The following is a 25,357-nucleotide window of genomic DNA, read 5'->3' on the forward strand; positions in this document are numbered from 1 at the left end:
CCGACCTGGCACCCCCCTGTACACCAGTGCCCCTCCCGGCAGGCCCTGCCCCGTCGCGGCAGACATGGCCGGTCACGGCACTGGCACCATCCCCGCCGGTCAGGCGGCGAAGGAGATGATTCACGTGTCCGCTACGCCCGTGCTGGCGTTGCGCGGAATCTCCAAGCGGTTCGGCGCCGTCCAGGCGCTCACCGATGTGAACCTGGAGATTCACCCCGGCGAAGTGGTTGCCCTGGTCGGCGACAACGGCGCCGGCAAGTCAACCCTCGTCAAGACCATTTCGGGCGTCCACCCGATCGACGAAGGCGCCATCGAGTGGGAGGGCGAGACGGTCCGGATCAACCGGCCGAACGACGCCCAGGACCTCGGAATCGCCACCGTTTACCAGGACTTGGCCCTCTGCGACAACCTCGACGTCGTCGCCAACCTCTTCCTCGGCAACGAACTGCGCAGCGCCTCCGTCCTCGACGAGATCGCCATGGAGAAGCGCGCCAAGGAGCTCCTGGACACCCTGTCCATCCGGATCCCCAGCGTCCGTATCCCGGTCGCCGCGCTCTCCGGCGGTCAGCGCCAGGTCGTGGCCATCGCGCGCGCCCTGATCGGTGACCCCAAGGTCGTCATCCTCGACGAGCCGACCGCCGCCCTCGGCGTCGAGCAGACCGCACAGGTCCTCGACCTCGTCGAGCGGCTGCGCGAGCGTGGCCACGGCGTCATCCTCATCAGCCACAACATGGCCGATGTGAACGCCGTCGCGGACAAGGTCGCCGTGCTCCGGCTGGGCCGCAACAACGGTGTCTTCGACGTTGCCGCCACGTCCCACGAAGAGGTCATCGCCGCGATCACCGGCGCCACGGACAATGCCGTCACGCGCCGCAAGGCACGCACAGCCACGAAGGAGGACGCGAAGTGAGCGACCTCGCCAAGACCCCCGGTCCTTCCACCACGAAGGTCGAGAAGACCGCCACGGTGCCGGCCCAGGCCGAGCAGTCCGCGGCCCCGATCCCCGCAGTGGACCCGCGTCTCCTCATACGTGAGGAGGGCTTCAAGGGCTACTGGTCGGAGTTCACCCGCAAGGTGCGCGGCGGAGAGCTCGGCTCGCTCCCCGTCTTCGTCGGCCTGATCGTCATCGCGATCGTCTTCCAGCTCCAGAACAGCAACTTCCTCTCCGCCGGTTCCGTCGCCAACATCGCCGTGTACAGCTCCGGCCTCGGCATCATGGCGGTCGGCATCGTGTTCGTGCTGCTGCTCGGCGAGATCGACCTGTCGGTCGGTTCCGTCGCGGGCGTCGGCGCGGCCACCTGGGCCGTGCTCAACGTCAACCACGGCTGGCCCGAGTGGCTGGCGATCGTCACCGCCATTCTCGCGGGTACGGCACTGGGCGCCCTGCACGGCTTCTTCTTCGCCAAGATCGGTGTGCCGGCCTTCGTCGTCACCCTGGCCGGCTTCCTCGGCTGGAGCGGTCTGCAGGACTGGATGATGGGTGGCGAGGGCTCGATCAACACGCCGTCCGGCAGTGTCGTCGAGAACCTCACCAACTACTTCTTCGAGGACAAGGGCGTCGGCTACGGCCTGGCCCTGGTCGCCGTCCTCGCGTACGCCGCCTCGCTCCTGGTGGACAGCAAGCGCCGCAAGGCCGCGAACCTGCCCGCCCGCCCGATGACCGAGATCGTGCTGCGCACCGGCGTCGTCGCCGTCCTGTGCTTCGTCGTCGCGTACGTCCTGAACGAGCCGGCCGGTGCCCGCGGTCTTCCGCTGGCCCTGGTGCTCTTCCTCGCCGTGCTCGTGATCGCCGACTTCGTGGCCCGCCGTACGACCTTCGGCCGTCAGGTCTTCGCGGTCGGCGGAAGCCCGGAGGCCGCACGCCGCGCCGGTATCAGCGTGGACCGGATCCGGATCACCGTCTTCGCGCTCTCCGGCACGCTGGGTGCCTTCGGCGGTCTCTTCATCGCCAGCCTCTCCGGCGGCGCGACCAAGAGCGTCGGCGGCGGCAACACCCTGATGCTGGTCATCGCGGCGGCCGTCATCGGTGGCACCAGCCTCTTCGGTGGCCGGGGCAAGGTCTGGTCCGCGCTCCTGGGCATGATCGTCATCCAGTCGATCCAGCAGGGCCTGAACATGATCGGCATGGCCAACGCCGTGCAGTACATGATCACCGGCGCGGTTCTCCTCGCCGCCGTGGTCATCGACTCGGTCTCCCGCCGTACGCAGAAGACCGCAGGCCGCGCGTAACCCACCGGGCCCGGCGGGGCCCGGTGACACGTAACGCCGGACAGCGCCCGGCGCCCCTCCACAGGGCGCCGGGCACTGCCACGTACCGGCGCGGGTGGGACAGCACACCCCCGCCCGATGCCCGAGCGGGCGGACGGAACATTACGGACTCCCTCCCGGCAGGGCGCGGATCAGCGAGCGGCGTCCTGTGGCTTCGATGGCAAGGCGGAGGAGGGAGGCGACGCGGGGCGTCGTTGACCGACGACAACGCCGCAAGCGGAGTCGCAGGCCGTCGGGCGCCCGCGCCCTGCCGGGAGGGAGGCCGTTAGACTCACCGGATCGGCATGCTCGACCAGCACAATCGCAAGGAGGCACGGTGACACAGCCGCGCGAAGCGCGTCAGGCGGCGGGCGACGGATGGGATCTGCTGTCCCGCATCGGCGGACCGCGTGACCTGGACCGGCTCACCCCCGAGCAGCTGGAGCAGCTCGCCGAAGAGATCCGGACCTTCCTCGTCGACGCCGTCTCCAAGACCGGCGGCCACCTGGGACCCAACCTCGGCGTGGTCGAGCTGACCATCGCCCTGCACCGGGTCTTCGACTCGCCGAAGGACAAGGTCCTCTTCGACACCGGCCACCAGAGCTATGTGCACAAGCTCCTCACCGGCCGGCAGGACTTCTCGAAGCTCAAGAGCAAGGGCGGCCTCTCCGGCTACCCCTCCCGTGCCGAGTCCGAGCACGACATCATCGAGAACTCGCACGCCTCGACCGTGCTCGGCTGGGCCGACGGCCTGGCCAAGGCCAATGAGGTGCTGGGCAAGGACGACCACGTCGTCGCGGTCATCGGTGACGGAGCTCTCACCGGCGGTATGGCCTGGGAGGCGCTGAACAACATCGCCGCCGCCAAGGACCGCCCCCTCGTCATCGTCGTCAACGACAACGAGCGCTCCTACGCCCCGACCATCGGCGGCCTCGCCAACCACCTGGCGACCCTGCGCACCACGGACGGCTACGAGCGCTTCCTCGCCCGCGGCAAGGACCTCCTGGAGCGCACTCCCGTCGTCGGGAAGCCGCTGTACGAGACCCTGCACGGCGCCAAGAAGGGCCTGAAGGACTTCATCGCCCCGCAGGGCATGTTCGAGGACCTCGGGCTGAAGTACGTCGGCCCGATCGACGGCCACGACCTGGAGGCACTGGAGTCCGCGCTCCAGCGCGCCAAGCGCTTCGGCGGGCCCGTGATCGTGCACTGCCTCACGGAGAAGGGCCGCGGCTACACCCCGGCGCTGCTCGACGAGGCCGACCGCTTCCACGCCGTCGGCAAGATCCACCCCGACACGGGTCTGCCCGTCGCCACCTCCGGCCTCGACTGGACCTCCGTGTTCGGCGAGGAGATGGTCAAGCTCGGCAAGGAGCGCAAGGACATCGTCGCGATCACCGCGGCCATGCTCCAGCCGGTCGGCCTGACCAAGTTCGAGAAGGCCTTCCCGGACCGGATCTACGACGTCGGCATCGCCGAGCAGCACGGCGCGGTCTCCGCGGCGGGCCTCGCCACCGGCGGTCTGCACCCGGTCTTCGCGGTGTACGCCACCTTCCTCAACCGCGCCTTCGACCAGGTCCTGATGGACGTCGCGCTGCACAAGTGCGGTGTGACGTTCGTGCTCGACCGGGCCGGGGTCACCGGTACGGACGGCGCCTCGCACAACGGCATGTGGGACATGTCGATCCTGCAGTGCGTGCCGTCGCTGCGGATCGCCGCCCCGCGCGACGCCGACCAGGTCCGCGCCCAGCTGCGCGAGGCCGTCGAGGTCGACGACGCCCCGACCGTCGTCCGCTTCTCCAAGGGCGCGGTCGGTCCGTCGGTCAAGGCCGTCGGCACGGTGGGCGGCATGGACGTGCTCCGCGAGCCCGGCACCGCCCGGCCCGACGTACTCCTCGTCTCCATCGGCGCGCTCGCCCCGATGTGCCTGGAGATCGCCGGCCTGCTGGAGGCCCAGGGCATCTCGACGACGGTCGTCGACCCGCGCTGGGTCAAGCCCGTCGACGAGGCCATGGCTCCGCTCGCCGCGCAGCACCGCGTCGTCGTCACCGTCGAGGACAACAGCAGGGCCGGCGGTGTCGGCTCCGCCGTCGCCCAGGCGCTGCGCGACGCCGATGTCGACGTACCGCTGCGCGACTTCGGTATCCCGCCGGTCTTCCTCGACCACGCCTCCCGCAAGGAGGTCATGGCCGAGATCGGGCTGACCGCGCCGGACATCGCACGCCAGGTCACCGGGCTGGTCGCCAGGCTCGACGGCCGCTACGACACGGACGCGGAGAGCCGCTCCGTGGTGGAGCCCGTCCGGGACTGATCCGTACCGCCGCACTGCCGACTGGGCCGGTCGCCCACCCTGTACGGGTGGTGCGACCGGCCCATTCGCGTGAAATCCCGCCGTGCGAGGCGTGCCGCGGGCGACCGGGTCCGAATCATGGCGTGCACGACGAGTGCGTGGAGGTACGCCGGTGAGCACGCAGCAGGACCTGCCCCCGAGCGGAGACGGGCTGTTCCGGACCAAGACGGTCGAACAGTCCATCCGCGACACCGAGGAGCCGGAGCACGCCCTCAAGAAGTCCCTCTCCGCACTGGACCTCACGGTCTTCGGAGTGGGCGTCATCATCGGTACCGGCATCTTCGTACTCACCGGGAAGGTGGCCAAGGAGACCGCGGGCCCCGCCACCGCCATCGCCTTCGTGGTCGCGGGCGTCGTCTGCGCCCTGGCCGCGCTCTGCTACGCGGAATTCGCCTCGACCGTCCCGGTGGCCGGCTCCGCGTACACCTTCTCGTACGCCTCCCTCGGCGAACTGGTCGCCTGGATCATCGGCTGGGACCTGGTGCTGGAGTTCGCGCTGGGCACGGCGGTGGTGGCGGTCGGCTGGTCCGGCTACGTCCGCTCGCTGATGGACAACGCCGGCTGGCACCTGCCGGACGCGCTCTCCGGCCCCGATGTGGCGCAAGGTTTCGGCTTCGACATCCTCGCCTTCGCCCTGGTGCTGGTGCTGACCGTCATCCTGGTGCTGGGCATGAAGCTCTCCGCCCGGGTCACGACGGTGGTGGTCGCCATCAAAGTGGCCGTGGTCCTGATCGTGATCATCGCGGGCCTGTTCTTCATCGACACCGCGAACTACTCGCCCTTCATCCCGAAGGCCCAGCCGCAGCCCTCCGGATCGGGACTCAACGCCCCGCTGGTGCAGCTGATCTTCGGCTACGAGCCCACGAACTTCGGCGTCATGGGCATCTTCACCGCGGCCTCCGTCGTCTTCTTCGCCTTCATCGGCTTCGACGTCGTGGCCACGGCCGCCGAGGAGACCAGGCTCCCGCAGCGCGACATGCCGCGCGGGATCATGGCCTCGCTGGTCATCTGCACGACGCTCTACGTCGCCGTATCGATCGTCGTCACCGGAATGGAGCATTACTCCGAGCTCTCCGTGAGCGCCCCGCTCGCCGACGCCTTCAAGGCCGTCGGGCATCCGTTCTACGCCGGTGTCATCAGCTTCGGTGCCGCGATCGGGCTCACCACGGTCTGCCTGATCCTGCTGCTCGGCCAGACCCGGGTGTTCTTCGCGATGAGCCGTGACGGTCTGCTCCCGCGGTTCTTCTCCAAGACCCACCCGCGGTTCCACACCCCGTACCGCCCGACCATCCTGCTCGGCGGGCTGATCGCGGTGATCGCCGGCTTCACCAGCATCAACGAGCTCGCGACGCTGGTGAACATCGGCACGCTCTTCGCCTTCGTGGTCGTCGCCCTGGGAGTCATCGTCCTGCGCCGCACCCGGCCCGACCTGCACCGCGCCTTCCGTACCCCGTGGGTACCGCTGATCCCGATCCTGTCCGTTGCCGCATCGGTCTGGCTGATGCTCAATCTGCCGGCGGAGACCTGGCTGCGATTCGGCATCTGGATGGTCATCGGCGTGATCATCTACTTCGCCTACGGGCGGGGGCACAGCCGGATCAACCGCACCCGGGTGTGACGACGGCGGCCCCGCCGGTCCCGTCAGGGCCCGGCGGGGCCGTTGTGCGTCTGCCGGTCGGTCAGCCGCCGGTGGCGGGGGACTTCTTGGCGGACTCGGGGATGGTGGCGTCCTCGCGGATCGACTTCCAGAGGGTCGCGGCCTGCGGCTGCGCGGCGATGACACGGTTGGGGTCGATCTTGTCGTACGCGACGGGGAGCATGATGGTCTCCATCGAGCCCGGGTCGACGCCGTTCATCGAACGGGCGAACTGGGTGAGCGACTTGAGCGAGGCGAGGCCCTCGTCGGTGGTGAGGGACTTGGTGGCGGAGCTGGCGATCTTGTAGGCGCTGGTCGGACTGCCCAGCAGGTCCTGAGACTTGACCTCGCTGAGCAGGGCGAGCATGAACTGCTGCTGGAGTCCGATGCGGCCGAGGTCGCTGCCGTCGCCGATGCCGTGGCGGGTGCGGACGTAGGACAGCGACTCGGTGCCGTTGAGCTTGTGGGTTCCGGCGGTCAGATCGAGTCCGGAGGACTTGTCGTGGATGTCCTCGGGGACATCCACGGTGACGCCGCCGATGGCATCGACGAGGTCCTTGAACCCGGCGAAGTTGATCTCCAGGTAGTGGTCGATGCGGACGCCGGACATCTTCTCGACGGTCTTGACCACACAGGCCGGACCGACCTGGGAGTAGACCGAGTTGAACATCACGCGGTTCGCGGAGCTCACGCTCGAGCCGTCGGCCTTGGTGCACTCGGGACGGGTCACCAGGGTGTCGCGGGGGATGGACACGGCGACCGCCTTGCTGCGGCCCTCGGGGATGTGCACCACCATCGCGGTGTCGGAACGGGCCCCGCTGACCGCGCCGCCTCCGCCCAGCTCCTTGTTCTCCGCGCCGGCCCGTGAGTCGGAGCCGAGGACCAGGAGGTTCTGTCCGCTGGTGGGGAGCTTCTCGGGGCGGTCGTCACCGAGCGCCTTGTCGATGTCGACGCCCTTGATGTTCCCGTCGAGACTGTTGTAGAGCCAGTAGCCGGTGCCGCCCGCCGCGATGACGAGGACCAGAACGGACAGCAGGACCGCCCGGCGTATTCGCTGCCCCCGCGTTCGTACGCGCTTGCGCCCGCGCCGAGGGTTCTCCGGGGAGCTCCGGTGGTCGGGCGTGATGGCGTCTTGGCTCATCCTGAGTGAGTCCTCACAACGTATGGCCTGGTCAGGGCGTAGGCGATGGGGTGGGACTCGGGTGGGGGGTGGAGCCGGTCCGCGTTTTCCTGGTGACTGAGCACTATAGACAGTCGCTCTGGTGTACGTACGAAACGTGCTGCTCGAGGTGACAGTCCGGGCACGCAGCGCAATCGGAGGGGCGGCGAATCGTACGCTGGTGAGGCCCCGAAAACGTGTAGGTGCCGGGGCTTAGGATGTAACGGATTCGAAATGTTGCGCGAGTTGTCAGACGTCAGTTCTGGAAAGGTAATCGCAGACTCATGCTCGGACAGGATGCCCGCGCGACCTCGAAGGTTGCCCCTGAGACCCCAGTGCTACGAGGCATCTGGCTCACCCGGGGCAAGGACGGCCGGCTGACCGTCTACGTTCCCGGCGAGGGCGGACTGCGCCGCTGGACCGAGACCACTCCAGGTGGCCCGGAGTGGGACGCGCCGGATCTCGTACCGCTGCCGGAACTGACGCATCTGTCCGTGACGCAGAACACGCACGCGTACGTGCACTTCGCCGGCCGGCGCGAACGGCCCGCGGACGGGGGCGGCGTCACCGTCGACATCGTGCACGCGATCCAGTACCAGACAGGACGCCCCGTCGCGGCCTGGCACTCACTGGGAAACCCGCACAAGGAAGCCGATGTGGGCGCCAGGTTCGGCGATCCCACCGTCGTGGTGACCGAGTCCGGCGAGGTGCACATCGTCGTGCGCAACGGGCGCGGCGGCATGATGGTGCGCCGCGAGCGGGCCGACGGCAAATGGCGCGGCTGGGAGGACCTGCGCTGCACGCGCATCAAGGAGGTCCCCGCCGTCGTCGTGCTCGCCACCGGCTGCCTCGAGATCTTCGCGGCGACGCACAAGGAGACGCTGCACTGGGCGCAGGAGAAGCCCGGCGGCGGCTGGGGAGACGTCCGGCGCTCGCCGGTCACGGTCAGGCCCGGCTCCCTGGCCGTACTGGAGACGGCCCCCGGCCGTGCCACGTACTACTGGACCGACCCCGAGGGCGGCGTCGTCGCCTACCGCGAGGGCGGCGACCGGATGCCGCTCGGCGGTGAACCGGGCGACGGCGCCCACGCCGCGATCCGCACCGACCTGGACGGCATCGACTGCACGGTGCTGGCCCACCGCGGGGCCAACGGCACGGCGGTCGTCGGCGCCGGGGTCACCGAGAACGAGGCGAACGGCCTGTGGTGGTCCGACACCGGTGTGCCCAGCCGGGAGACACCGGCCCTGAAGCACGACGCCCGGGGCCGCGTGGTGATGGCGGTGGCCGGCGAGGACGGCACCGTGCGGGTGTCGCGCCAGACGGACGGCCCGGGGCTGAGCTTCGAGCCGTGGCGGGCCCTCTGACCGGTCGGGGCCGCACCCACAACACCGGGAATCCTGCCCGGTGATGGCCCCGGCGCGGGACATCCATGGCCTGCTCCGGCCGGGCGCACGGCGCTGAGCAGCGGCGACGGCCATCCGTCCGGGTGACCGTTCCTGCCTATGATGTCTCGGTTCGGGGCCCTCGATGTGAGGACCCGCTGCCCTGGAAGGTTGAGGAAAAGCCATGCGGGGTGCCTCGCTGCACGGAGCCGAGCGGCAGAACGCGCCGTCCGCCACGGACACGGGACCGCTCGGCCGGGTCCTGGGCGGCCCTTGGCTGCTGGCCGGACAGGACGGCCGGCTCACCGCCTATGTGCACACCGAGGGCACGCTGCTCCGGTGGACCGAAGAGGCCGTGGGAAGTGCGCGCTGGTCGGGGCCGGACACGTATCCGGCGAAGAACCTGACACACCTCACGGTGGCCCAGGGGCCGAACCGCTACGCCCACCTGATCGGACGCCGGGTGCGGCCGAAGGCCGACGGCAGGCCGGCCGTCGACATCATGTGCGCCACCCAGTTCCAGACCGGCCGTCCCGTCACCGAGTGGCGGTCGCTGGGCAACCCCTTCAAGGACCTCGGCCGGTCCGAGCAGGTGGGGGCTCCCACGGCAGCCGTGGCCAACGGCGGCGCCCTGTACGTCTGCGTACCCACGGCGTGGGGAGGCGCGGCGCTTCGACGCGAGGACAGGCACGGGCAGTGGGAGGCCTGGAAGGAGCTCGACGTGGCCGGCGTCACCGACCGGCCCTCGCTCGCGGCGACGGCCGCCGGGCTGGTCGAGGTGCTCGTCCCCACCCGTGCGGCAGCCCTTCATCTGCACCAGAACAGCCAGGGCGGGGCCATGGTCCGGGGCTATGACGCCGGAGTGATTCCGCTGCCCGGGTCCGTGACAGCGCTGGAGACCGCTCCGGGCCGGATGACGCACTACCTGACCGACGTCCGCGGCACGGGCGTCGTCGCCTTCCGGGCCGGGAGCTGGCCGATGCCGCTCGGCGGGACCCCCGGCGACGGACGGACCGCGGCGCTGCGCGCGACGGTGGACGGCTTCGACTGCACGCTGCTGGCGTTGCGGGGTACGGACGGCGCGGTCCACCTGGGTGCCTGCCCGACGGAGGAGGAGCGGGGCGGAATGTGGTGGACGGACGGCGGTACGGCCTGCGCCGGGGATCCCTCGCTGGCCCTCGACGGACACGGCCGTGCGGTCGTGGCGGCGATCGGGACCGACGGCCGTCTCGCCCTCGCACGGCAGACGGACGGGCCCGGCCTGACCCTGAGCGACTGGAGCCGGATATGAACGCCACCGCTGACAGTGCCCGGGTGGCCGTCGTCGCCGAGTGCGCGGCCGACGCCGCGGTGCTCGTCGGGGCCGAACGCGCCGGCGGGTCCGTGATCGGGGTGATCTGTCTCCGCGACGACGGCGGGGAAGGGCGAGCCGCCCTGGACCGTGCGCTCGCCGATGCCTCCGGGCGCGGATGCCGGGTGGCGGGTGCGCCCCGGTTCGTGGACGGGCAGGGCGAGGCCGGTGCTGCCGGGCTCCTGAAGGAACTGCGTGCCCTGCGCCCGCAGCGGATTCGCATCCCGGACCCCGACCCGGTCCATGCGGACTGGGACACGGATCTGGGCCGCCCCGTGTACGACGAGCCCGCCGACCGCGCCGCCGCTGCCCTGCTCGCGCTGCGGGCCGCACGCGAGTTCCAGCTGGAGTCGTCGGCTCCCGTCCTGGTGGACTGCCGGCGTCATGAGGCGGCCACCGCCCACGGCGCCGCCGCCTCCTGTCCGCGCTACCCGGCCGTCACCGGCTGGCTGGCCGAGGGCTTCGACGGCAGATCGACCGCGTTCCTCCCCTCCGCGGCGGGTGTACTGCGGTGGACCCAGCTGCGGCAGCACGGCACCGCCTGGGACGGCCCCGAGCTCCTGCCCGGCCCGAGACTGATGCCCGGCCTGCGCGTCGTGCGGGACTTCTCAGGGCTCGCCCATCTCCTCGCGCTGCGCAGAACCGCTCGCAAGGACGGCGGGGAGGACGTCGAGATCGTGCACGCCGCCCAGTACCGCACCGGGCACCCGCTCACACCGTGGCACTCCCTGGGCAGCCCGAACGCAGGGGACGCGTACAAGAGCCGGGAGACCGGCTTTCCCGCGGCCGGGTTCGACGCCGCAGGCGGTTTCGTGGTCTTCGCGCGGAACTTCGGGCACAGCGTGAGCTTCCGCGAGCAGCGGCCGGAGGGGGCCTGGTCCCCCTGGCGGCACCTCTCGGGTGTGCGCGTGGCCGACGAACTGGTGACGGTCACGACGCCCAAGGGGGAGGTCGAGCTCCTCGCCCGGACGCGCGACTCCGCCGCCGTCGTGCGCTGGTACCGCCCGGGGTACGACGCGGAGTGGGCCGAGGACCGCGGCGTGCCGTTCGCGCCCCGCCCCGGATCCATGGCGGCGGGGCCCGAACCGGGCACCGTGGTCTTCCGCGACCTGCGGACGAACGAGCCCTGCCTGTGGCAACTGGGCTCGCCCGCCCCGGTCCCGCTCGGCGGGGACGGGGGCGAGGGGCCGGTCACGGGGGTGCGCGGCGTCGAGGCCGACGGGTGGAACTACTCGTTGCTCGTGCGCCCCGATGCCGGTGGATCGTGCGCGGTCGGCGCGTTCGCCGAGGGGCGGCCCGATGCCGGGGTGTGGTGGAACACGCTGGGGGGCGCGGAGCCGTACGGCGTGCCGGCGGCGGTCCGGGACCGTACCGGGATGATCACGGTGGCGACGGTCACGGCGGCGGCAGAGCTCTCCGTTGCGAACCGAGAGTCACGAACAGGGGGCTTCGAGTTCGGCCCCTGGCACTCAGTGTGACGTCCGGGGTCGGAACTGGTCGCTTGGCTGCGCGTAAACGATCAACGTCGATGAGTATCTGTTGATTTTTTGATAAAGTCTGCAAAGCCTTCATGTGAGGGACCCGTGTACGTGTTGCGAACATGAAGGCAATCCCCGCCTGAACGTGCATCGAACGGGCTGTTCGCTGTCGTTCTCGTGACTGAGGGGTTATGGCCAAGCTGTCCCTGCGTGCTGTCCAGAAACTCACATGCAAGAAGCGTGACGCTTGGTGGACGGTGGTCCTGGTCGACCCTGTCGCGACCCGCATGCTCATCGTCATGGCCCGGTTCCGCTTCATCACACCGAACCGCGTGACGTGGGCCGCGCTCTTCGTGGGCCTCGGTTCCGCCGCGCTGTTCCTCAAGGGCGACACCCAGTCCCTCATTCTCGGGGCCGCGCTCTACCACCTGAGCTTCATCTTCGACTGCATCGACGGCAAGCTCGCCCGCCTCAAGGGCAACGGCACCGTGTTCGGCGGCTGGCTCGACTACGTCTTCGACCGTATCCGGGTACTGTTCTGCGCCCTCGCGCTCATGGGCGGCCAGTACCTGCGCAACGGCGACGAGCGGTACCTGCTGGCCGCGCTGCTCGTCGTCTTCCTCGACATGCTCCGCTACGTGGACGCTCTGCAGATCTACAAGATGCGCATGTCGATGCGTACGAAGATCGAGAAGGTCACCCGGGAGAAGCAGGAAGCCGAGCTGGCGGCGGCCGAGGCCGCGAGGGGCGCGGCGGCCGGGCCGGCGGCGCCGCAGATCCAGTTCATGGAAGACCTGCTGCGCGAGAACCCCGAAGCGGAGGCCGAGACGCTCAAGGAGCAGGCCGACTCCGGACACGTCGTGGACCTGCACGCGCAGTTCCGTCACCGCTTCCCCTGGTACCAGCGGTTCCGCCAGGCGCTGCTCCGCAGCCGGATCAGACCGCACCTGATCAGCGGCATCGAGTTCCAGATGTTCATCTTCATCGTCGGTCCGCTGACCGGCCGGATCCTGGAGACCACCCTGGTCTCCGCGGTCCTCCTCGGCATCTTCGAACTGATCATCATGTACAAGTTCTGGCTCTCCACCCGTGACTTCACCGCCGTCATGGAGGAACTGAGCACGGTCCCCACCAAGGCCGGCACGATCGCCCCCCATCTGCACCGCGGGCGTCACCGCAGGGGAGTGCAGGACGAGTTCCTGGTGGACCAGCGGCTCATCGATCCGCAGCCCGACGAGGACCCTTTCTTCCAGCCGTACCCCGAGCCGTACACCTCGTACGAACCGAACACCTGGGACAACCACGCGCAGACGAACGCGCAGCAGGCGCTGGAGGGCCACGTCCTGCCGGCGCACGGCGGGCCGTACGAGGCCGATACCTACCATCCGCTGCCGCCGCAGCAGCACGGATACCCGGGTGAGCGGGAGGGCGTCCGATGAGGAACGAGCGCGACGCCCCCGATGTCTGGGTGACGGTGGTCATCCCCGCCTACAACGCCGCGACGACGATCGGCAAGGCGGTCCAGTCCGCCGTCAACCAGACGTACGAGCTGGTCGAGGTGGTCATCGTCGACGACGCCTCGACGGACAACACCCTCGACGTCGTCAAGGGTTTCGCGGGCAACAACGCGCGGGTGCGGGTACTGCGCCGCCGGCAGAACAGCGGCGGCGTCGGGGCACCGCGCAACATGGGCATCGCCCAGGCCGCCGGCCGCTATGTGATGTTCCTCGACGCCGACGACGAACTGCCGCCGCGGGCGTGCGAGCTGCTGCTGGCCAGCGCGCTGGAGACGGGCAGTGACATCACCGCGGGCAAGGCCGTCCGGATCAACCGTGCCACCGGCGACAGCCAGGCATGGGCTCCCGAGGTCTTCGCGCTGGGGCGCACCGTCCCCAACCTGGTGGAATTCCCGCTGATGCTGACCGACCCGATCGCGGCGGCGAAGCTGTACCGGGTGGACTTCCTCCGGTCGAACGGGGTCTTCTTCCCCGAGGGGGTCTTCTACGAGGACACCTACTTCTCCACGGTGGCCGGCTGCCTGGCCGACGGGATCACGGTCATCACCGACCCCGTGTACCGGTGGATGTGGGAATCCGAAGGCGGCTCCATCACCGGCCGCACCGGTGAGCTGCGCAGCATCGCGGACCGGGTCGCGGTGCACCGCGCCACCGACGCGTTCCTCCTGGACCGCGGTCTGTGGCAGCTCAAGGTGCGCAAGGACTCCAAGTTCCTCGCCCACGACCTCCGCCTCTACATGAGGGCACTCGCCGAGGGCGGCCCGGACTTCCAGCAGGGCTTCGCGCAGATAGCGAGCGACTACCTCTTCTCGATCAGTGAGGAGGCGTTCGAGCTCTGTGACCCGGTCGACCGGGTCCGCGCGTTCCTCCTCATGTACCAGGAGATCGAGGCGGCACTCACGACCCTGGACTACGTACAGCGCAAGAGCACGCTGTCGTCCTTCCTGGTCGAGGAGGAAGGCCGCGTCTACTGGTCGGGCGATCATCTGCATCTGCCGGAGGCCCGGCGCATGCTCGATGTGACGGAACTCGGGCTGTCCGCCGCCAACCTCTCCCAGGTACCGCTCTTCGCCCAGCTGGACAGCTGGTCGGTGACGGGCGGGAAGCTCCGGTTCGAGGGCAGCCTCGTCAACCGGTTCGGGCGGATAGCGGCGGGCGACGACCTCAAGCTCACTCTGGCCGTGCGCAACCGGTACACGAAGCGGGACCTCACCGCCGCGATCCCGGGCACGGAGGTCGACGAGCGGTTCGTGAGCTTCGGCGCGGTGGTGGACCTGGAGTCCCTGCTCGGTACGGACTTCTCCGACAGCACCGTCTGGAACATCTCCGTCGTCGTCGAGTGGAAGCGGACCCGTTCCCGGTCACCGCTCAACGTGCGTGACGCCGACCTCTCCGAGTTCACCTTCCGGGCGGGGGACCAGGACCTGGAGGGGTACCGCACCGTCAGCGGCAACCTCGCCGTGCGATGCGCCGCCGACGGCCGCAGGACCTTCGACGCCGAACAGAGCGACCCGAACGCCCCCTGGATGTGGTGGCGGAACAAGATCTCCCCGCCGCTGCCGCGGGTGAGCGGCGTGTACGACCTCGCGGTCGTCGTGCCCTGCTACAACGTCGAGAAGTACATCGACGACTGTCTCGGCTCGATCGCCGCCCAGCGCGGCTTCGCCGCCACCCAGGTGATCCTCATGGACGACGGATCCACCGACGACACCCCGCGCATGCTGGACCACTTCGCCCGGTTCTACGCCAATGTGGTCGTCGTCCACCAGGAGAACGGCGGCCTCGGCAACGCCCGTAACAACGGCCTCGACGAAGTGACGGCGCCCTACGTCACCTTCCTGGACTCCGACGACATCCTCGGCGAGGACGCGCTGGCGCAGATGCTCCAAGCGGCCCGGCGCGACGCGTCCGATGTCGTGGTCGGAGACCTCGTCAACTTCCCCGACCGCCCCTACGGGCCCTGGAAGCAGTACTTCGGTACGGGAGACCGTCTCGTCCGGGACTTCGCCGAGGTGCCGGACCTGATCTTCAGCGGTTCGGCGTGCAACAAGCTCTTCAGCACCGGCCTGCTGCGCGAACTGGGTCTGCGCTTCGGGGAGGGCGTCCACTTCGAGGACGCCTGGCTGACCCTGCCCGCCATGCTGCGCTCCCGCGCCATCAGCATCGTCGACCGGCCCGTCTACTACTACCGCGGCCGTCCCGACGGTTCGTCCATCATGGACTCCCTGTGGAGCAAGCCGGCGAACTACTGGGACCACCTGAAGCTCAACCACTTCCTCCTGAACGTGGTGGCGGACGAATCACCGGAAATCCGCAGGATGTTCCACCGGTACGTGACGCGTACCTACAAGGGATTCCTCTGCAACGCCCGCAACATGATGGGCAGGTCGCAGCTGGAGGAGATATTCCCCGGCCTGCGGTCGCACTACGCGGACATCCCGGACGATGTGATCGACGAGTTCGTCACAAATCCGGCGCAGCAGCTCGACCATTATGCGGCGAAGACGGGGAATTTCGATCTCTTCGTCGCGCCCGAGGACGTTCTGGACAATGTCCCGCTGGCCGTTCACGTGGACGACGAGGGATTCTTCCGCATGTTCGGGAATCCGGCACGGCAGTCGAGTGCCGCCCGGGTGAAGGACCCCAACGTCGTCGTGGAGTCCGTGCGCTCGCGTGGCTCCGTTCTGGTGGTCGAAGGCTGCATGTCCTTCCCCGGCATGAACATCGACTCGAAGTTCGTCAACCGTCTGGAGTTCGTCCACCAGACCCGCGCGGGGAAGATCGTCGTTCCGCTCCGTCAGATCTACCGGCGGGACCTGAACAACGCTCGCAACGGCAAGGACGTCTATGCCGGCTGGTATGCCGAGATCCCGCTGAGCAGACTGGCCGAAGGCGGCTTCAGGGCGGGCGACTTCCGGCTGCGCGTGCATTCTCCCGACGGCGGCCGCCAGCGCAATGTGGCCATGAAGGCCCGCCTTCCGCTGCACCGTCTCAAGGGGATGGGCGAGGTGGGCGGACACCCGTACATGATGACGATCGGCGACGGTGACTCCCTGCACTTCCGGCTGATCGGCCGCACGGTGAAGGCCCGTCTGAAGCAGACCCTGTGGCGGACCGCGCGTGAACTCCGGATCATGAAGAGGCGTAATCCGGGCTGGCGCATGCGGCTTGCCTACTGGCTGACGTATCCCCTGCTGCACTTCCGCGAGATCTGGATCATCGGCGAACGCTCCGACACGGCGCAGGACAACTCGTACCACTTCTTCAGGTGGATCAGGGAGAACCGGAAGCGGCGCAACGCCTATTACGTCATCGACGGCGATTCCCCCGACTTCGCCAAGGTGAGTCCCTACGGAAACGTGCTGAAACTGGGTTCGTGGAAGCACCGCATGTACCTGCTCCACGCGACCAAGCTCATCGGTGCGTACGACTCCGAGTCCTATCTGGTCCCGCAGGGGTACCGAAAGGCCCTGTACCTGCACCGGTTCGGTGAGCTGATCCGGTACCAGCGCATCTTCCTCCAGCACGGGATCACGTACAACGACGTGACCAGCGGCGCATCGCAGTGGATCACCAGTTACGACATGATCATCACGGGCGGGCGCCAGGAACGGGAGTTCTTCGCCGAGGAGGCGGGCTACGGACCGAGGGCCGTCCTCGCCGGATTCACCCGGTTCGACGCCCTGAACAAGGAGCCCAGGGAGCGCCCGCGCATCCTTCTCATGCCCACCTGGCGCCAGTGGATCGTCACGGCTTCGTACAAGAAGGGCGCGGGCCCCGCGAAGACGTCGTTCACGCAGTCCGAGTACTTCCGGTTCTACCGCGCACTCCTGTCCGACCCCCGGCTCGCGCAGGCGCTGGATCATTTCGGTGTGGACCTGGAATTCTTTCCGCATTACGAGATCCGGCCCTATCTGCATCACTTCCAGCTCGATTCGCCGTCGATCATCGTGGCCGATCCGCAGGCACGCAATGTGCAGCAGGCCATGAAGGAGTGCGCCCTGATGGTGACGGACTACTCGTCCGTCTTCTTCGACGTGGCGTACATGGACACCCCGATCGTGTATGTCCCCTTCGATGAGGAGGACTTCTACGGCCGTCACTACAAGCGGGGCTATTTCAACCTTTCGACGGACGGGTTCGGTCCGGTCTGCCGCACGGTGGACGAGGCCGTGGACGAGATCATCGCCTCGGTGAAGAATCGTTTCGTCGTGCAGTCCCCGTACCGCGAGCGGGCCGAGCAGTTCTTCGCCCACCGGGACCACGGGAACTGCGAGCGGGTCTTCGAGGCGATCGACAGCCTGGGCACCGCTGGAGCGAGTGCGCTCGCCCCGCCGGGACCGGTGGTGCCGGATCACGTGCGGCAGACGGAAAGGGCGTGGGAAAATGCTGCATGAGAACGGGGCGGGCACAGCACCCGCCTACCGGATCTTCATCGCCGGTGACTCGACCTCGGTCGCACGGGAAACGAGCCGGGCGCCGATGACCGGCTGGGGGCAGGTGCTTCCGCTCTTCTTCGACCGCCGGGTCGAGATAGTGAACTGCGCCCGCGCGGGCGCCAGCTCCCGTACGTTCAGCGAACGCGGCCGGCTGGACTGGATCCTCGAGAACATCGGGCCGGGCGACTACCTGCTCATCTCGTTCGGCATCAATGACGCCAAGCCCGAGAAGTGGCTGAGGCCCGAGGCGTTCGGCGACTTCCGGTCCCACCTGCGCCGTTTCGTGGACGGCGCCCGTTCGCGCAACGCGCATCCGGTCCTGGTGAGCACGCACGAGCGGGACACCTTCGACGTGCACGGAAACCTCTCGCGGGAGCACGTGGAATACGCCATGGCGATGAGTGACGTCGCCGTCGAAACCAGTACGCCCTACATCGACCTGTACCACCAGAGCCTCTCGTGGTGGACGGATCTGGGAGACGAGGGCACGCGCTCGTTCTTCGTCCACCTCCGGCCGGGTGAGCATCCGAACTATCCGGAGGGCTTCGACGATCCCGGGCACCTGGTTCCCGCCGGAGCCATCGCCTGCGCCCGTTTCGTGGCCTACTCGCTGGTCGCCCAGCAGATCATCCCGCCGAACTGGGCCGTCGACCTCGACCGCCAGGACTTCCCGACCGACGCGGTGACCTGGCTCGACGACGAGGCACATGCCGCCCTCACCGCGGCCCGGACCTCCGGTGCGGGGGCGGAACTGTGACGGACACGCGGCGCATGTACCCGCTCGCACGCCTCAGGAGCGTCCAGCCGGACAATCCGGCCATCGTCTGCACCGTGGAGCTTCACGCGGACAAGGACCCGGCACGTCCGCTACGGCCGGGCGAGACGGCCGAGTTCGAACTCAAGGTCATCCCCGAGGGACCGGGGTCGCGCTACTACGGCTACCTGATGGTCGACTCGTTCAGCAGCGCGGCAGCGGTGGAACGGGCCGCCGGAATGAGCCTTCTCGCGGTGGGGGACCGGTATGCGACCTCCACCGTTCCGGGCGAGGAACGCACTGCCCGGTTCGCGCTGACGGTCCACGAGAACGTGCCCCGGGACGCCTTCCTCGTTCCGCAGCTGCGGGCGGGCATCATCGCCGACGGCGGAAGCAGCCTCACGGCGAGCACCAGGTCGATCAAGCAGCTCGGCTACCGGATCGCGCCGCTCCCGGCCCAGGGCAGGAAGCTCATGGTGCCGCCGGGGTACCGGGGCGCGCTCAACGGCCTCACGGACGGGCTCGGCGACGGAGTGCGGCTGGTGGGCGTCGGCCCGGCCCGCTTCGGCGAGACGGCTGTCGGCCGGGACGGTCTGGTCACCTACAGCCCGGTCACCGGATTCGCGGGTTACGACTCGTTCGACTACGTGCTCGCCGATGGAGCGGACCGGCTCACGCGTGCGCGGGTCACCGTCTTCGTGGGCGATCTGGGCACGACGCCCGGGGTGATCGCGGGCTGAGGCCCGCGGCGTCCACGGACCGGAACCGCCGAGTGCGTCAAAAGGGGGCAGTGTGACAAGGGCAGGCCGTCCGATCGGCGTGTACACCCTGGTCATCGGCATTCTGCTGTCCGCGTGCAGCCCTGGCGCCGGTCACGCGGGAAGCCCCGGCGCGCCTCCGCCGGAGCGCACCGCCCCGCCCCGCCCGTCCGCGCCCGACGGGGTGGAACTGACCCGGACCACCCGCCGGCTCGCCGACGGCAGCCCCGTCCGGATCAGTGCCGTCGCCGTGTCGCCCGGTGCGCGGGTGACGGTGAAGGGCGTGCACGGCACGAGCCTGGCCGAGTCCGAGACCGTACGACGGATGGCACAGGACGCGGGCGCCTGGGCCGCGGTGAACGCCTCCTTCTTCGACATCCGCAGCGGACCGGCGTTCAGCGGTTACGAAGGGGACCCGCTCGGCGTGTACGCCACGGGCGGCACTCTGCTGAGTGAGGCGGCCAACGGACGGACCGCGCTCATTCTCGGCGGTCCCTCCGCACGGCCCCGTGTCGACGAGGTCACCACCTCCTCGTCCCTCGTCGCGTCCGACGGCGCGCGCCGGGAGCTGGACGGCATCAACCGGGTGCCCGGCCGTATCGTGGGCTGTGGAGGAGTGGGCGGAGACCGGCTCGACCGTACCGGGGAACCGGTGTCCTTCCCCGTCCACAACCAGCTGTGCGTGGACCCGGACGAGATCGTGGCCATCGGGTCCGCGTGGGGCGCCTCCTCGCCCGGGGGCGGCAAGGGCAGCGTGGACGCCCTCCTCGACCGCACCGGAAAGGTCTCGGCCCTGCGGGCTCCCGCCGGAGGCCCGGTCCCGCCGGGCGGACGCGTCCTGTCCGGGACCGGCAAGGGCGCGGCGTGGCTCGCGCGCCATGCCCGGCCCGGGGCGCACATCACGGTGACATCCGCCGTCCACGACAGCCGGGAGGTACGCCTGTCCGGTGCGCAGACCTCGGTCATCGGGGCAGGCCCCGCGCTGGTCCGGGACGGACGGACACGGATCAACGCCGAGGCCAACGGGTTCTCCCGGACCGCGCCGGCACAGCGGGAGCCCAGAACCGTGGCGGGCGTCACCGCCGACGGAACCCTGCTCCTGGTGACGTTCGACGGGCGAAGGCCCGGCATCAGCGTCGGTGTGTCCCTCCAGGAGGCGGCGGAGATCATGATCGCGATGGGGGCGGCCGACGCCGTCAACCTGGACGGCGGAGGATCGACGACCATGGTGGTCGAGGACCGGGTGTGGAACAGGCCGACGGAATCGCCGGGCGGCAAGCGGACCGAACGGGCGGTGGCCACCGCCCTGGCGGTGATCCCGGAATGAACCGAGGCCCGGCACATGTGTGCCGGGCCTCGGTTCGGGCAAGCGAGGAGAGTTACGCGGGAACGCTCGCCACGCCCTGCGCCAGGAACTTCTTCCCGTTCACCCGCTCGGAGACGCCCTCGCGGTCCAGGTACGGCGTGATGCCGCCCAGGTGGAAGGGCCAGCCCGCGCCGGTGATCAGGCAGAGGTCGATGTCCTGGGCCTCGGCGACGACGCCCTCGTCGAGCATCAGGCCGATCTCCTGCGCCACCGCGTCCAGGACGCGGTCGCGGACCTGCTCCTCGGACAGGACCGAGTCGCCCTGCTTCAGGAGTGCGGCGACCTCCGGGTCCAGCTCCGGCTTCCCGGAGTCGTAGACGTAGAAGCCGCGCTTGCCGGCCTTGACCACGGCGGCCAGGTTCTCGGAGACGGTGAAGCGCTCCGGGAAGGCGCGGTTCAGGGTCTCCGAGACGTGCAGGCCGATGGCCGGGCCGACCAGCTCCAGGAGCACCAGCGGGGACATCGGCAGGCCGAGCGGCTCGATGGCCTTCTCCGCGACCTCGACCGGGGTGCCCTCGTCGATGACGTTCTGGATCTCGCCCATGAAGCGGGTGAGGATGCGGTTGACGACGAACGCCGGGGCGTCCTTCACCAGCACCGCGGTCTTCTTCAGCTTCCGCGCGACACCGAAGGCCGTGGCCAGCGAGGCGTCGTCCGTCCGCTCGCCGCGGACGATCTCCAGGAGCGGGAGGATCGCGACCGGGTTGAAGAAGTGGAAGCCGACGACCCGCTCGGGGTTCTTCAGCTTCGACGCCATCTCGGTGACCGAGAGGGAGGAGGTGTTGGTGGCGAGGATCGCGTGCGCCGGGGCGACCGCTTCGACCTCCGCGAACACCTGCTGCTTGACGCCGATCTCCTCGAAGACGGCCTCGATGATGAAGTCGGCGTCGGAGAAGCCCTCCGCCTTGTCCAGCACACCGGAGACCAGGGCCTTCAGGCGGTTGGCCTTGTCCTGGTTGATGCGGCCCTTGCCGAGCAGCTTCTCGATCTCGGCGTGGACATAGCCCACACCCTTGTCGACCCGCGCCTGGTCGATGTCGGTCAGCACGACCGGCACCTCGAGGCGGCGCAGGAACAGCAGGGCGAGCTGCGAGGCCATCAGGCCCGCGCCCACCACACCGACCTTGGTGACCGGACGGGCCAGGGCCTTGTCCGGGGCGCCGGCCGGGCGCTTGGCGCGCTTCTGGACCAGGTTGAAGGCGTAGATGCCCGAGCGCAGCTCGCCGCCCATGATCAGGTCCGCGAGGGCCTGGTCCTCACGGTCGAAGCCGGCGCCCAGGTCGCCGTCCTTGGCCGCGGCGATGATGTCCAGCGCGCGGTACGCGGCCGGCGCGGCGCCGTGCACCTTGGAGTCGGCGATGGCCTTGCCGCGGGCGACGGCCTGGTCCCAGGCGTCGCCGCGGTCGATCTCGGGGCGCTCCACCGCGACCGTGCCGTTCAGCACGTTCGCGGTCCAGATCAGCGACTGCTCCAGGAAGTCGGCGCCCTCGAAGAGCGCGTCGGCGATCCCGAGCTCGAAGACCTGCTTGCCCTTGAGCTGGCGGTTCTGGTTCAGCGAGTTCTCGATGATCACCGAGACCGCGCGGTCGGCGCCGATCAGGTTGGGAAGCAGTGCGCAGCCGCCCCAGCCGGGGACCAGACCGAGGAAGACCTCGGGCAGCGAGAACGCGGGCAGCGCCTTGGAGACGGTGCGGTACGAGCAGTGCAGACCGACCTCGACACCGCCGCCCATCGCAGCGCCGTTGTAGTACGCGAACGTGGGGACCGCGAGGCCCGACAGCCGGCGGAAGACGTCGTGGCCGCCCTTGCCGATGGCGAGCGCGTCCTTGTGCTCCTTGAGCAGCTCGACGCCCTTGAGGTCGGCGCCGACCGCGAAGATGAACGGCTTGCCGGTGATCCCGATACCGGTGACCGCACCTTCGGCGGCCTCCTTCTCGACCTGGTCGATGGCGGCGTTCAGGTTCGCCAGCGACTGCGGTCCGAAGGTGGTCGGCTTGGTGTGGTCCAGGCCGTTGTCGAGCGTGATGAGGGCGAAACGGCCCGCACCGGCCGGAAGGTCCAGGTGGCGTACGTGCGCCTGGGTGACGACCTCGCCGGGGAACAGCTCGGCCGCACCCTTCAGAAGCTCAGTGGTGGTCGTGCTCACTTGTTGCCTCCGTCGAAGTGCGGGTTCTCCCAGACGACCGTCGCGCCCATGCCGAAGCCGACGCACATGGTCGTCAGGCCGTAGCGGACCTCGGGCTGCTCCTCGAACTGGCGGGCCAGCTGAGTCATCAGCCGGACGCCGGAGGAGGCCAGCGGGTGGCCGTAGGCGATCGCGCCGCCGTACTGGTTCACGCGGGCGTCGTCGTCGGCGATGCCGTAGTGCTCCAGGAAGGCGAGCACCTGCACGGCGAACGCCTCGTTGATCTCGAAGAGACCGATGTCCGAGATGGACAGGCCGGCCTTGGAGAGAGCCTTCTCCGTCGCCGGGATCGGGCCGTAGCCCATGACCTCCGGCTCGACGCCCGCGAAGGCGTAGGAGACCAGGCGCATCCTGACCGGGAGGCCCAGCTCGCGGGCGACGTCCTCGGCGGCGAGCAGGGAGGCGGTGGCGCCGTCGTTGAGACCCGCGGCGTTACCGGCCGTCACGCGGCCGTGGGCGCGGAACGGGGTCTTCAGACCGGCCAGGGACTCCATCGTGGTGCCCGGACGCATCGGCTCGTCGGCGGTGACCAGGCCCCAGCCCGTCTCGCCGGCTTCCGCGTTGGTGCGGCGCACCGAGATGGGCACCAGGTCCTGCTGGATCTTGCCGTTGGCGTACGCCTTGGCGGCCTTCTCCTGCGAACGCACCGCGTACTCGTCGGCGCGCTGCTTGGTGATCGTGGGGTACCGGTCGTGCAGGTTCTCCGCGGTCATGCCCATGAACAGGGCGGACTCGTCGACCAGCTTCTCCGACACGAAGCGCGGGTTGGGGTCCACGCCCTCGCCCATCGGGTGGCGGCCCATGTGCTCGACGCCACCGGCGACGACGACGTCGTACGCGCCGAAGGCGATGGAGCCGGCCGTCGAGGTGACGGCGGTCAGGGCGCCCGCGCACATGCGGTCGATGGAGTAACCGGGGACGGACTGCGGCAGACCGGCCAGGATTCCGGCGGTGCGGCCGAGCGTGAGGCCCTGGTCGCCGATCTGCGTGGTCGCGGCGATGGCGACCTCGTCGATCTTTGCGGGGTCCAGGTCCGGGTTGCGGCGCAGCAGCTCCCGGATGGCCTTCACGACGAGATCGTCGGCGCGGGTCTCGTGGTAGATGCCCTTCGGGCCCGCTTTGCCGAACGGGGTGCGGACGCCGTCGACGAAGACGACGTCCCGGATGGTACGAGGCACGGTGGCTCTCCTCCAGGGTGCGGGATGGCACTGCTGCGGGGCGCGCCCAGGGGCGCACCGCCACCCTCATGCTACTTGCGGGTAACCAGACTGCCCAGTCCTTGCGGCGGGAGCGGCGAAGGTCACACACGCGAAATGGCCCGGACGGACTCGAAAACGAGTCCTTCCGGGCCATGGGAAGCGGATGACGCGGTCTCGAAGGCCGCACAACCTGGCGTGAATACGCCCCTGTCCGATGCCTTCTCAGGCCTCCGGCGTGAGCGCGCGGACCAGGATCGGGGTCACCTGTCCGATCTGCCAGTGCCGCGCACCGTATCCGGCGAGCGCGGCCTCGACCGCGTCCGGCGTCGGGTTCTTCGGCGGCTCCCAGCACACCCGGCGCACGGTGTCGGGGGTGATCAGGTTCTCCTGCGGCATGTTCAGCCGCTCCGCGAGCTCGGACACCCCGGCGCGGGCGGCCGACAGCCGCGCCGCGGCCGCCGGGTCCTTGTCCGCCCAGGCGCGCGGCGGCGGGGGGCCCGCGAGGGTCTGGCCGGGCTGCGGGAGCTCCACGTCGGGCAGCTCCTTCGCCCGGTCGACGGCGGCCTGCCACTGCTCCAGCTGGCGCCGGCCCATGCGGTGGCCGAAGCCGGGCAGGGCGGTCAGTGCCTGGGCGGTGGGGGGGAGTGCGAGCGCGGCCTCGATGATCGCGGCGTCGCCCAGCACCTTGCCGGGCGAGATGTCGCGCCGCCGGGCGACCTGGTCACGGGCGTTCCACAGTTCCCGTACGACCGCCATCTGCCGGCGGCGGCGGACCTTGTGCATCCCGGAGGTGCGGCGCCACGGGTCCTGGCGCGGGGGAGCGGGCGGCGCCGAGGCGATGGCGGCGAACTCCTCCTGGGCCCACTCCAGCTTGCCCTGCCGGTCGAGCTCGTCCTCCAGCGCGTTGCGCAGGTCGATGAGCAGCTCGACGTCGAGCGCCGCGTAGCGCAGCCAGGGGTCGGGGAGCGGGCGGGTGGACCAGTCGACGGCGGAGTGGCCCTTCTCCAGCGAGTAGCCGAGCACGCTCTCGACCATCGCGCCGAGGCCGACCCGCGGGAACCCGGCCAGCCGTCCGGCCAGCTCGGTGTCGAAGAGCCCGGTCGGAGCCATTCCTATTTCGCGCAGGCAGGGCAGGTCCTGGGTCGCCGCGTGCAGGATCCACTCACTGCCGTGCAGCGCCTCGCCGAGCCCGGACAGATCCGGACAGCCGACCGGGTCGATGAGCGCGCTGCCCGCGCCCTCGCGGCGCAGCTGCACGAGATAGGCGCGCTGTCCGTAGCGGTAGCCGGAGGCGCGCTCGGCGTCGACGGCCACCGGGCCGGTGCCCGCGGCGAAGGCCGCGATCACCCCGGCCAGGGCATCGTCGGAGGCCACCACCGGTGGAATGCCCTCGCGCGGTTCGAGCAAGGGGATCGGCGCCGGGGCGACGTCGTCCGGGGGAGCGCCCCCGGTGGTTCGCAGTGAAGTGTCTGCTGCGGTCTCTTGGGCGTCGGTCACGTGTCAAGGGTATCTGTGTATGTAAGGCGCCCGCCGACGGAA

General features: G+C 69.6%; 16 protein-coding genes. 12 read left to right on the forward strand and 4 right to left on the reverse strand.

Annotated features, from left to right (window positions below; translation table 11 throughout):
* Positions 1–115: 115 nt before the first annotated feature.
* The 4 genes from OG782_RS29745 (at position 116) to OG782_RS29760 (ending at position 6,212) form a co-directional block, all read left to right on the forward strand.
* Positions 116–910: an ATP-binding cassette domain-containing protein gene (locus tag OG782_RS29745; protein ID WP_406456163.1), complete on the forward strand. Its 795-nt coding sequence runs from the start codon at positions 116–118 to the stop codon at positions 908–910.
* Positions 907–2,229, forward strand: coding sequence for a sugar ABC transporter permease (locus OG782_RS29750; protein ID WP_406456165.1), 1,323 nt, complete (start codon positions 907–909; stop codon positions 2,227–2,229). Before OG782_RS29745 ends, OG782_RS29750 begins: the two co-directional genes overlap by 4 nt.
* 403 nt (positions 2,230–2,632) lie before the next feature.
* Positions 2,633–4,555: a 1-deoxy-D-xylulose-5-phosphate synthase gene (dxs, locus tag OG782_RS29755; protein ID WP_406459340.1), complete on the forward strand. Its 1,923-nt coding sequence runs from the start codon at positions 2,633–2,635 to the stop codon at positions 4,553–4,555.
* 151 nt (positions 4,556–4,706) lie between these two features.
* Positions 4,707–6,212 (forward strand): amino acid permease, encoded by a 1,506-nt coding sequence (locus OG782_RS29760; RefSeq protein ID WP_406456167.1) that lies wholly within the window; start codon positions 4,707–4,709, stop codon positions 6,210–6,212.
* Between the two features lie 61 nt (positions 6,213–6,273).
* Here the strand turns inward: OG782_RS29760 and OG782_RS29765 are convergent, their stop codons facing one another.
* A complete protein-coding gene (locus tag OG782_RS29765; protein WP_406456169.1) occupies positions 6,274–7,371 on the reverse strand; it encodes an LCP family protein in 1,098 nt (365 codons plus the stop codon).
* Between the two features lie 302 nt (positions 7,372–7,673).
* Between OG782_RS29765 and OG782_RS29770 the strand changes: the two genes are divergently transcribed.
* The 8 genes from OG782_RS29770 to OG782_RS29805 all read left to right on the forward strand — a co-directional run bounded on the left by OG782_RS29770 (position 7,674) and on the right by OG782_RS29805 (position 20,395).
* On the forward strand, positions 7,674–8,753 hold the full coding sequence (locus tag OG782_RS29770; protein WP_406456171.1) for a hypothetical protein: 1,080 nt from the start codon (positions 7,674–7,676) through the stop codon (positions 8,751–8,753).
* Positions 8,754–8,955: 202 nt separating this feature from the next.
* Positions 8,956–10,062 carry a hypothetical protein gene (locus OG782_RS29775; protein ID WP_406456173.1) on the forward strand — a complete coding sequence of 369 codons (1,107 nt, stop codon included), beginning with the start codon at positions 8,956–8,958 and terminating at the stop codon, positions 10,060–10,062.
* Positions 10,059–11,600: a hypothetical protein gene (locus tag OG782_RS29780; protein ID WP_406456175.1), complete on the forward strand. Its 1,542-nt coding sequence runs from the start codon at positions 10,059–10,061 to the stop codon at positions 11,598–11,600. Before OG782_RS29775 ends, OG782_RS29780 begins: the two co-directional genes overlap by 4 nt.
* A gap of 191 nt (positions 11,601–11,791) precedes the next feature.
* Entirely contained in the window at positions 11,792–13,039 is a 1,248-nt protein-coding gene (locus OG782_RS29785) for a CDP-alcohol phosphatidyltransferase family protein (RefSeq protein WP_406456177.1), read from the forward strand.
* Positions 13,036–17,514: a glycosyltransferase gene (locus OG782_RS29790; RefSeq protein ID WP_406456179.1), complete on the forward strand. Its 4,479-nt coding sequence runs from the start codon at positions 13,036–13,038 to the stop codon at positions 17,512–17,514. The genes OG782_RS29785 and OG782_RS29790 overlap by 4 nt, the downstream gene beginning before the upstream one ends.
* Positions 17,504–18,313 carry a rhamnogalacturonan acetylesterase gene (locus tag OG782_RS29795; protein WP_406456181.1) on the forward strand — a complete coding sequence of 270 codons (810 nt, stop codon included), beginning with the start codon at positions 17,504–17,506 and terminating at the stop codon, positions 18,311–18,313. Before OG782_RS29790 ends, OG782_RS29795 begins: the two co-directional genes overlap by 11 nt.
* Positions 18,314–18,387: 74 nt before the next feature.
* Positions 18,388–19,050, forward strand: a complete 663-nt coding sequence (locus OG782_RS29800; RefSeq protein ID WP_406456183.1) for an Ig-like domain-containing protein — start codon at positions 18,388–18,390, stop codon at positions 19,048–19,050.
* A gap of 52 nt (positions 19,051–19,102) precedes the next feature.
* Positions 19,103–20,395 carry a phosphodiester glycosidase family protein gene (locus tag OG782_RS29805; RefSeq protein WP_406456185.1) on the forward strand — a complete coding sequence of 431 codons (1,293 nt, stop codon included), beginning with the start codon at positions 19,103–19,105 and terminating at the stop codon, positions 20,393–20,395.
* A 52-nt stretch (positions 20,396–20,447) separates the two neighbouring features.
* Here the strand turns inward: OG782_RS29805 and OG782_RS29810 are convergent, their stop codons facing one another.
* From OG782_RS29810 to OG782_RS29820, 3 genes are all read right to left on the reverse strand, one after another.
* Entirely contained in the window at positions 20,448–22,580 is a 2,133-nt protein-coding gene (locus OG782_RS29810) for a 3-hydroxyacyl-CoA dehydrogenase NAD-binding domain-containing protein (RefSeq protein ID WP_406456186.1), read from the reverse strand.
* A complete protein-coding gene (locus OG782_RS29815; protein WP_406456188.1) occupies positions 22,577–23,797 on the reverse strand; it encodes a thiolase family protein in 1,221 nt (406 codons plus the stop codon). Before OG782_RS29815 ends, OG782_RS29810 begins: the two co-directional genes overlap by 4 nt.
* A 243-nt stretch (positions 23,798–24,040) precedes the next feature.
* Positions 24,041–25,315, reverse strand: coding sequence for an HRDC domain-containing protein (locus tag OG782_RS29820; protein ID WP_406456190.1), 1,275 nt, complete (start codon positions 25,313–25,315; stop codon positions 24,041–24,043).
* Between the last annotated feature and the right edge of the window lie 42 nt (positions 25,316–25,357).

Source organism: Streptomyces sp. NBC_00876 (genome assembly GCF_045207435.1).
Classification (GTDB): Bacteria; Actinomycetota; Actinomycetes; order Streptomycetales; family Streptomycetaceae; genus Streptomyces.

What these genes read in the sequence shown, in the direction of transcription:
- OG782_RS29795 (WP_406456181.1), top strand. Translation starts at nt 17,504, where the DNA reads ATGCTGCATGAGAACGGGGCGGGCACAGCACCCGCCTACCGGATCTTC.
- OG782_RS29790 (WP_406456179.1), top strand. Translation starts at nt 13,036, where the DNA reads ATGAGGAACGAGCGCGACGCCCCCGATGTCTGGGTGACGGTGGTCATC.
- OG782_RS29765 (WP_406456169.1), bottom strand. Translation starts at nt 7,371, where the DNA reads ATGAGCCAAGACGCCATCACGCCCGACCACCGGAGCTCCCCGGAGAAC.
- OG782_RS29770 (WP_406456171.1), top strand. Translation starts at nt 7,674, where the DNA reads ATGCTCGGACAGGATGCCCGCGCGACCTCGAAGGTTGCCCCTGAGACC.
- OG782_RS29745 (WP_406456163.1), top strand. Translation starts at nt 116, where the DNA reads ATGATTCACGTGTCCGCTACGCCCGTGCTGGCGTTGCGCGGAATCTCC.
- OG782_RS29775 (WP_406456173.1), top strand. Translation starts at nt 8,956, where the DNA reads ATGCGGGGTGCCTCGCTGCACGGAGCCGAGCGGCAGAACGCGCCGTCC.
- OG782_RS29785 (WP_406456177.1), top strand. Translation starts at nt 11,792, where the DNA reads ATGGCCAAGCTGTCCCTGCGTGCTGTCCAGAAACTCACATGCAAGAAG.
- OG782_RS29780 (WP_406456175.1), top strand. Translation starts at nt 10,059, where the DNA reads ATGAACGCCACCGCTGACAGTGCCCGGGTGGCCGTCGTCGCCGAGTGC.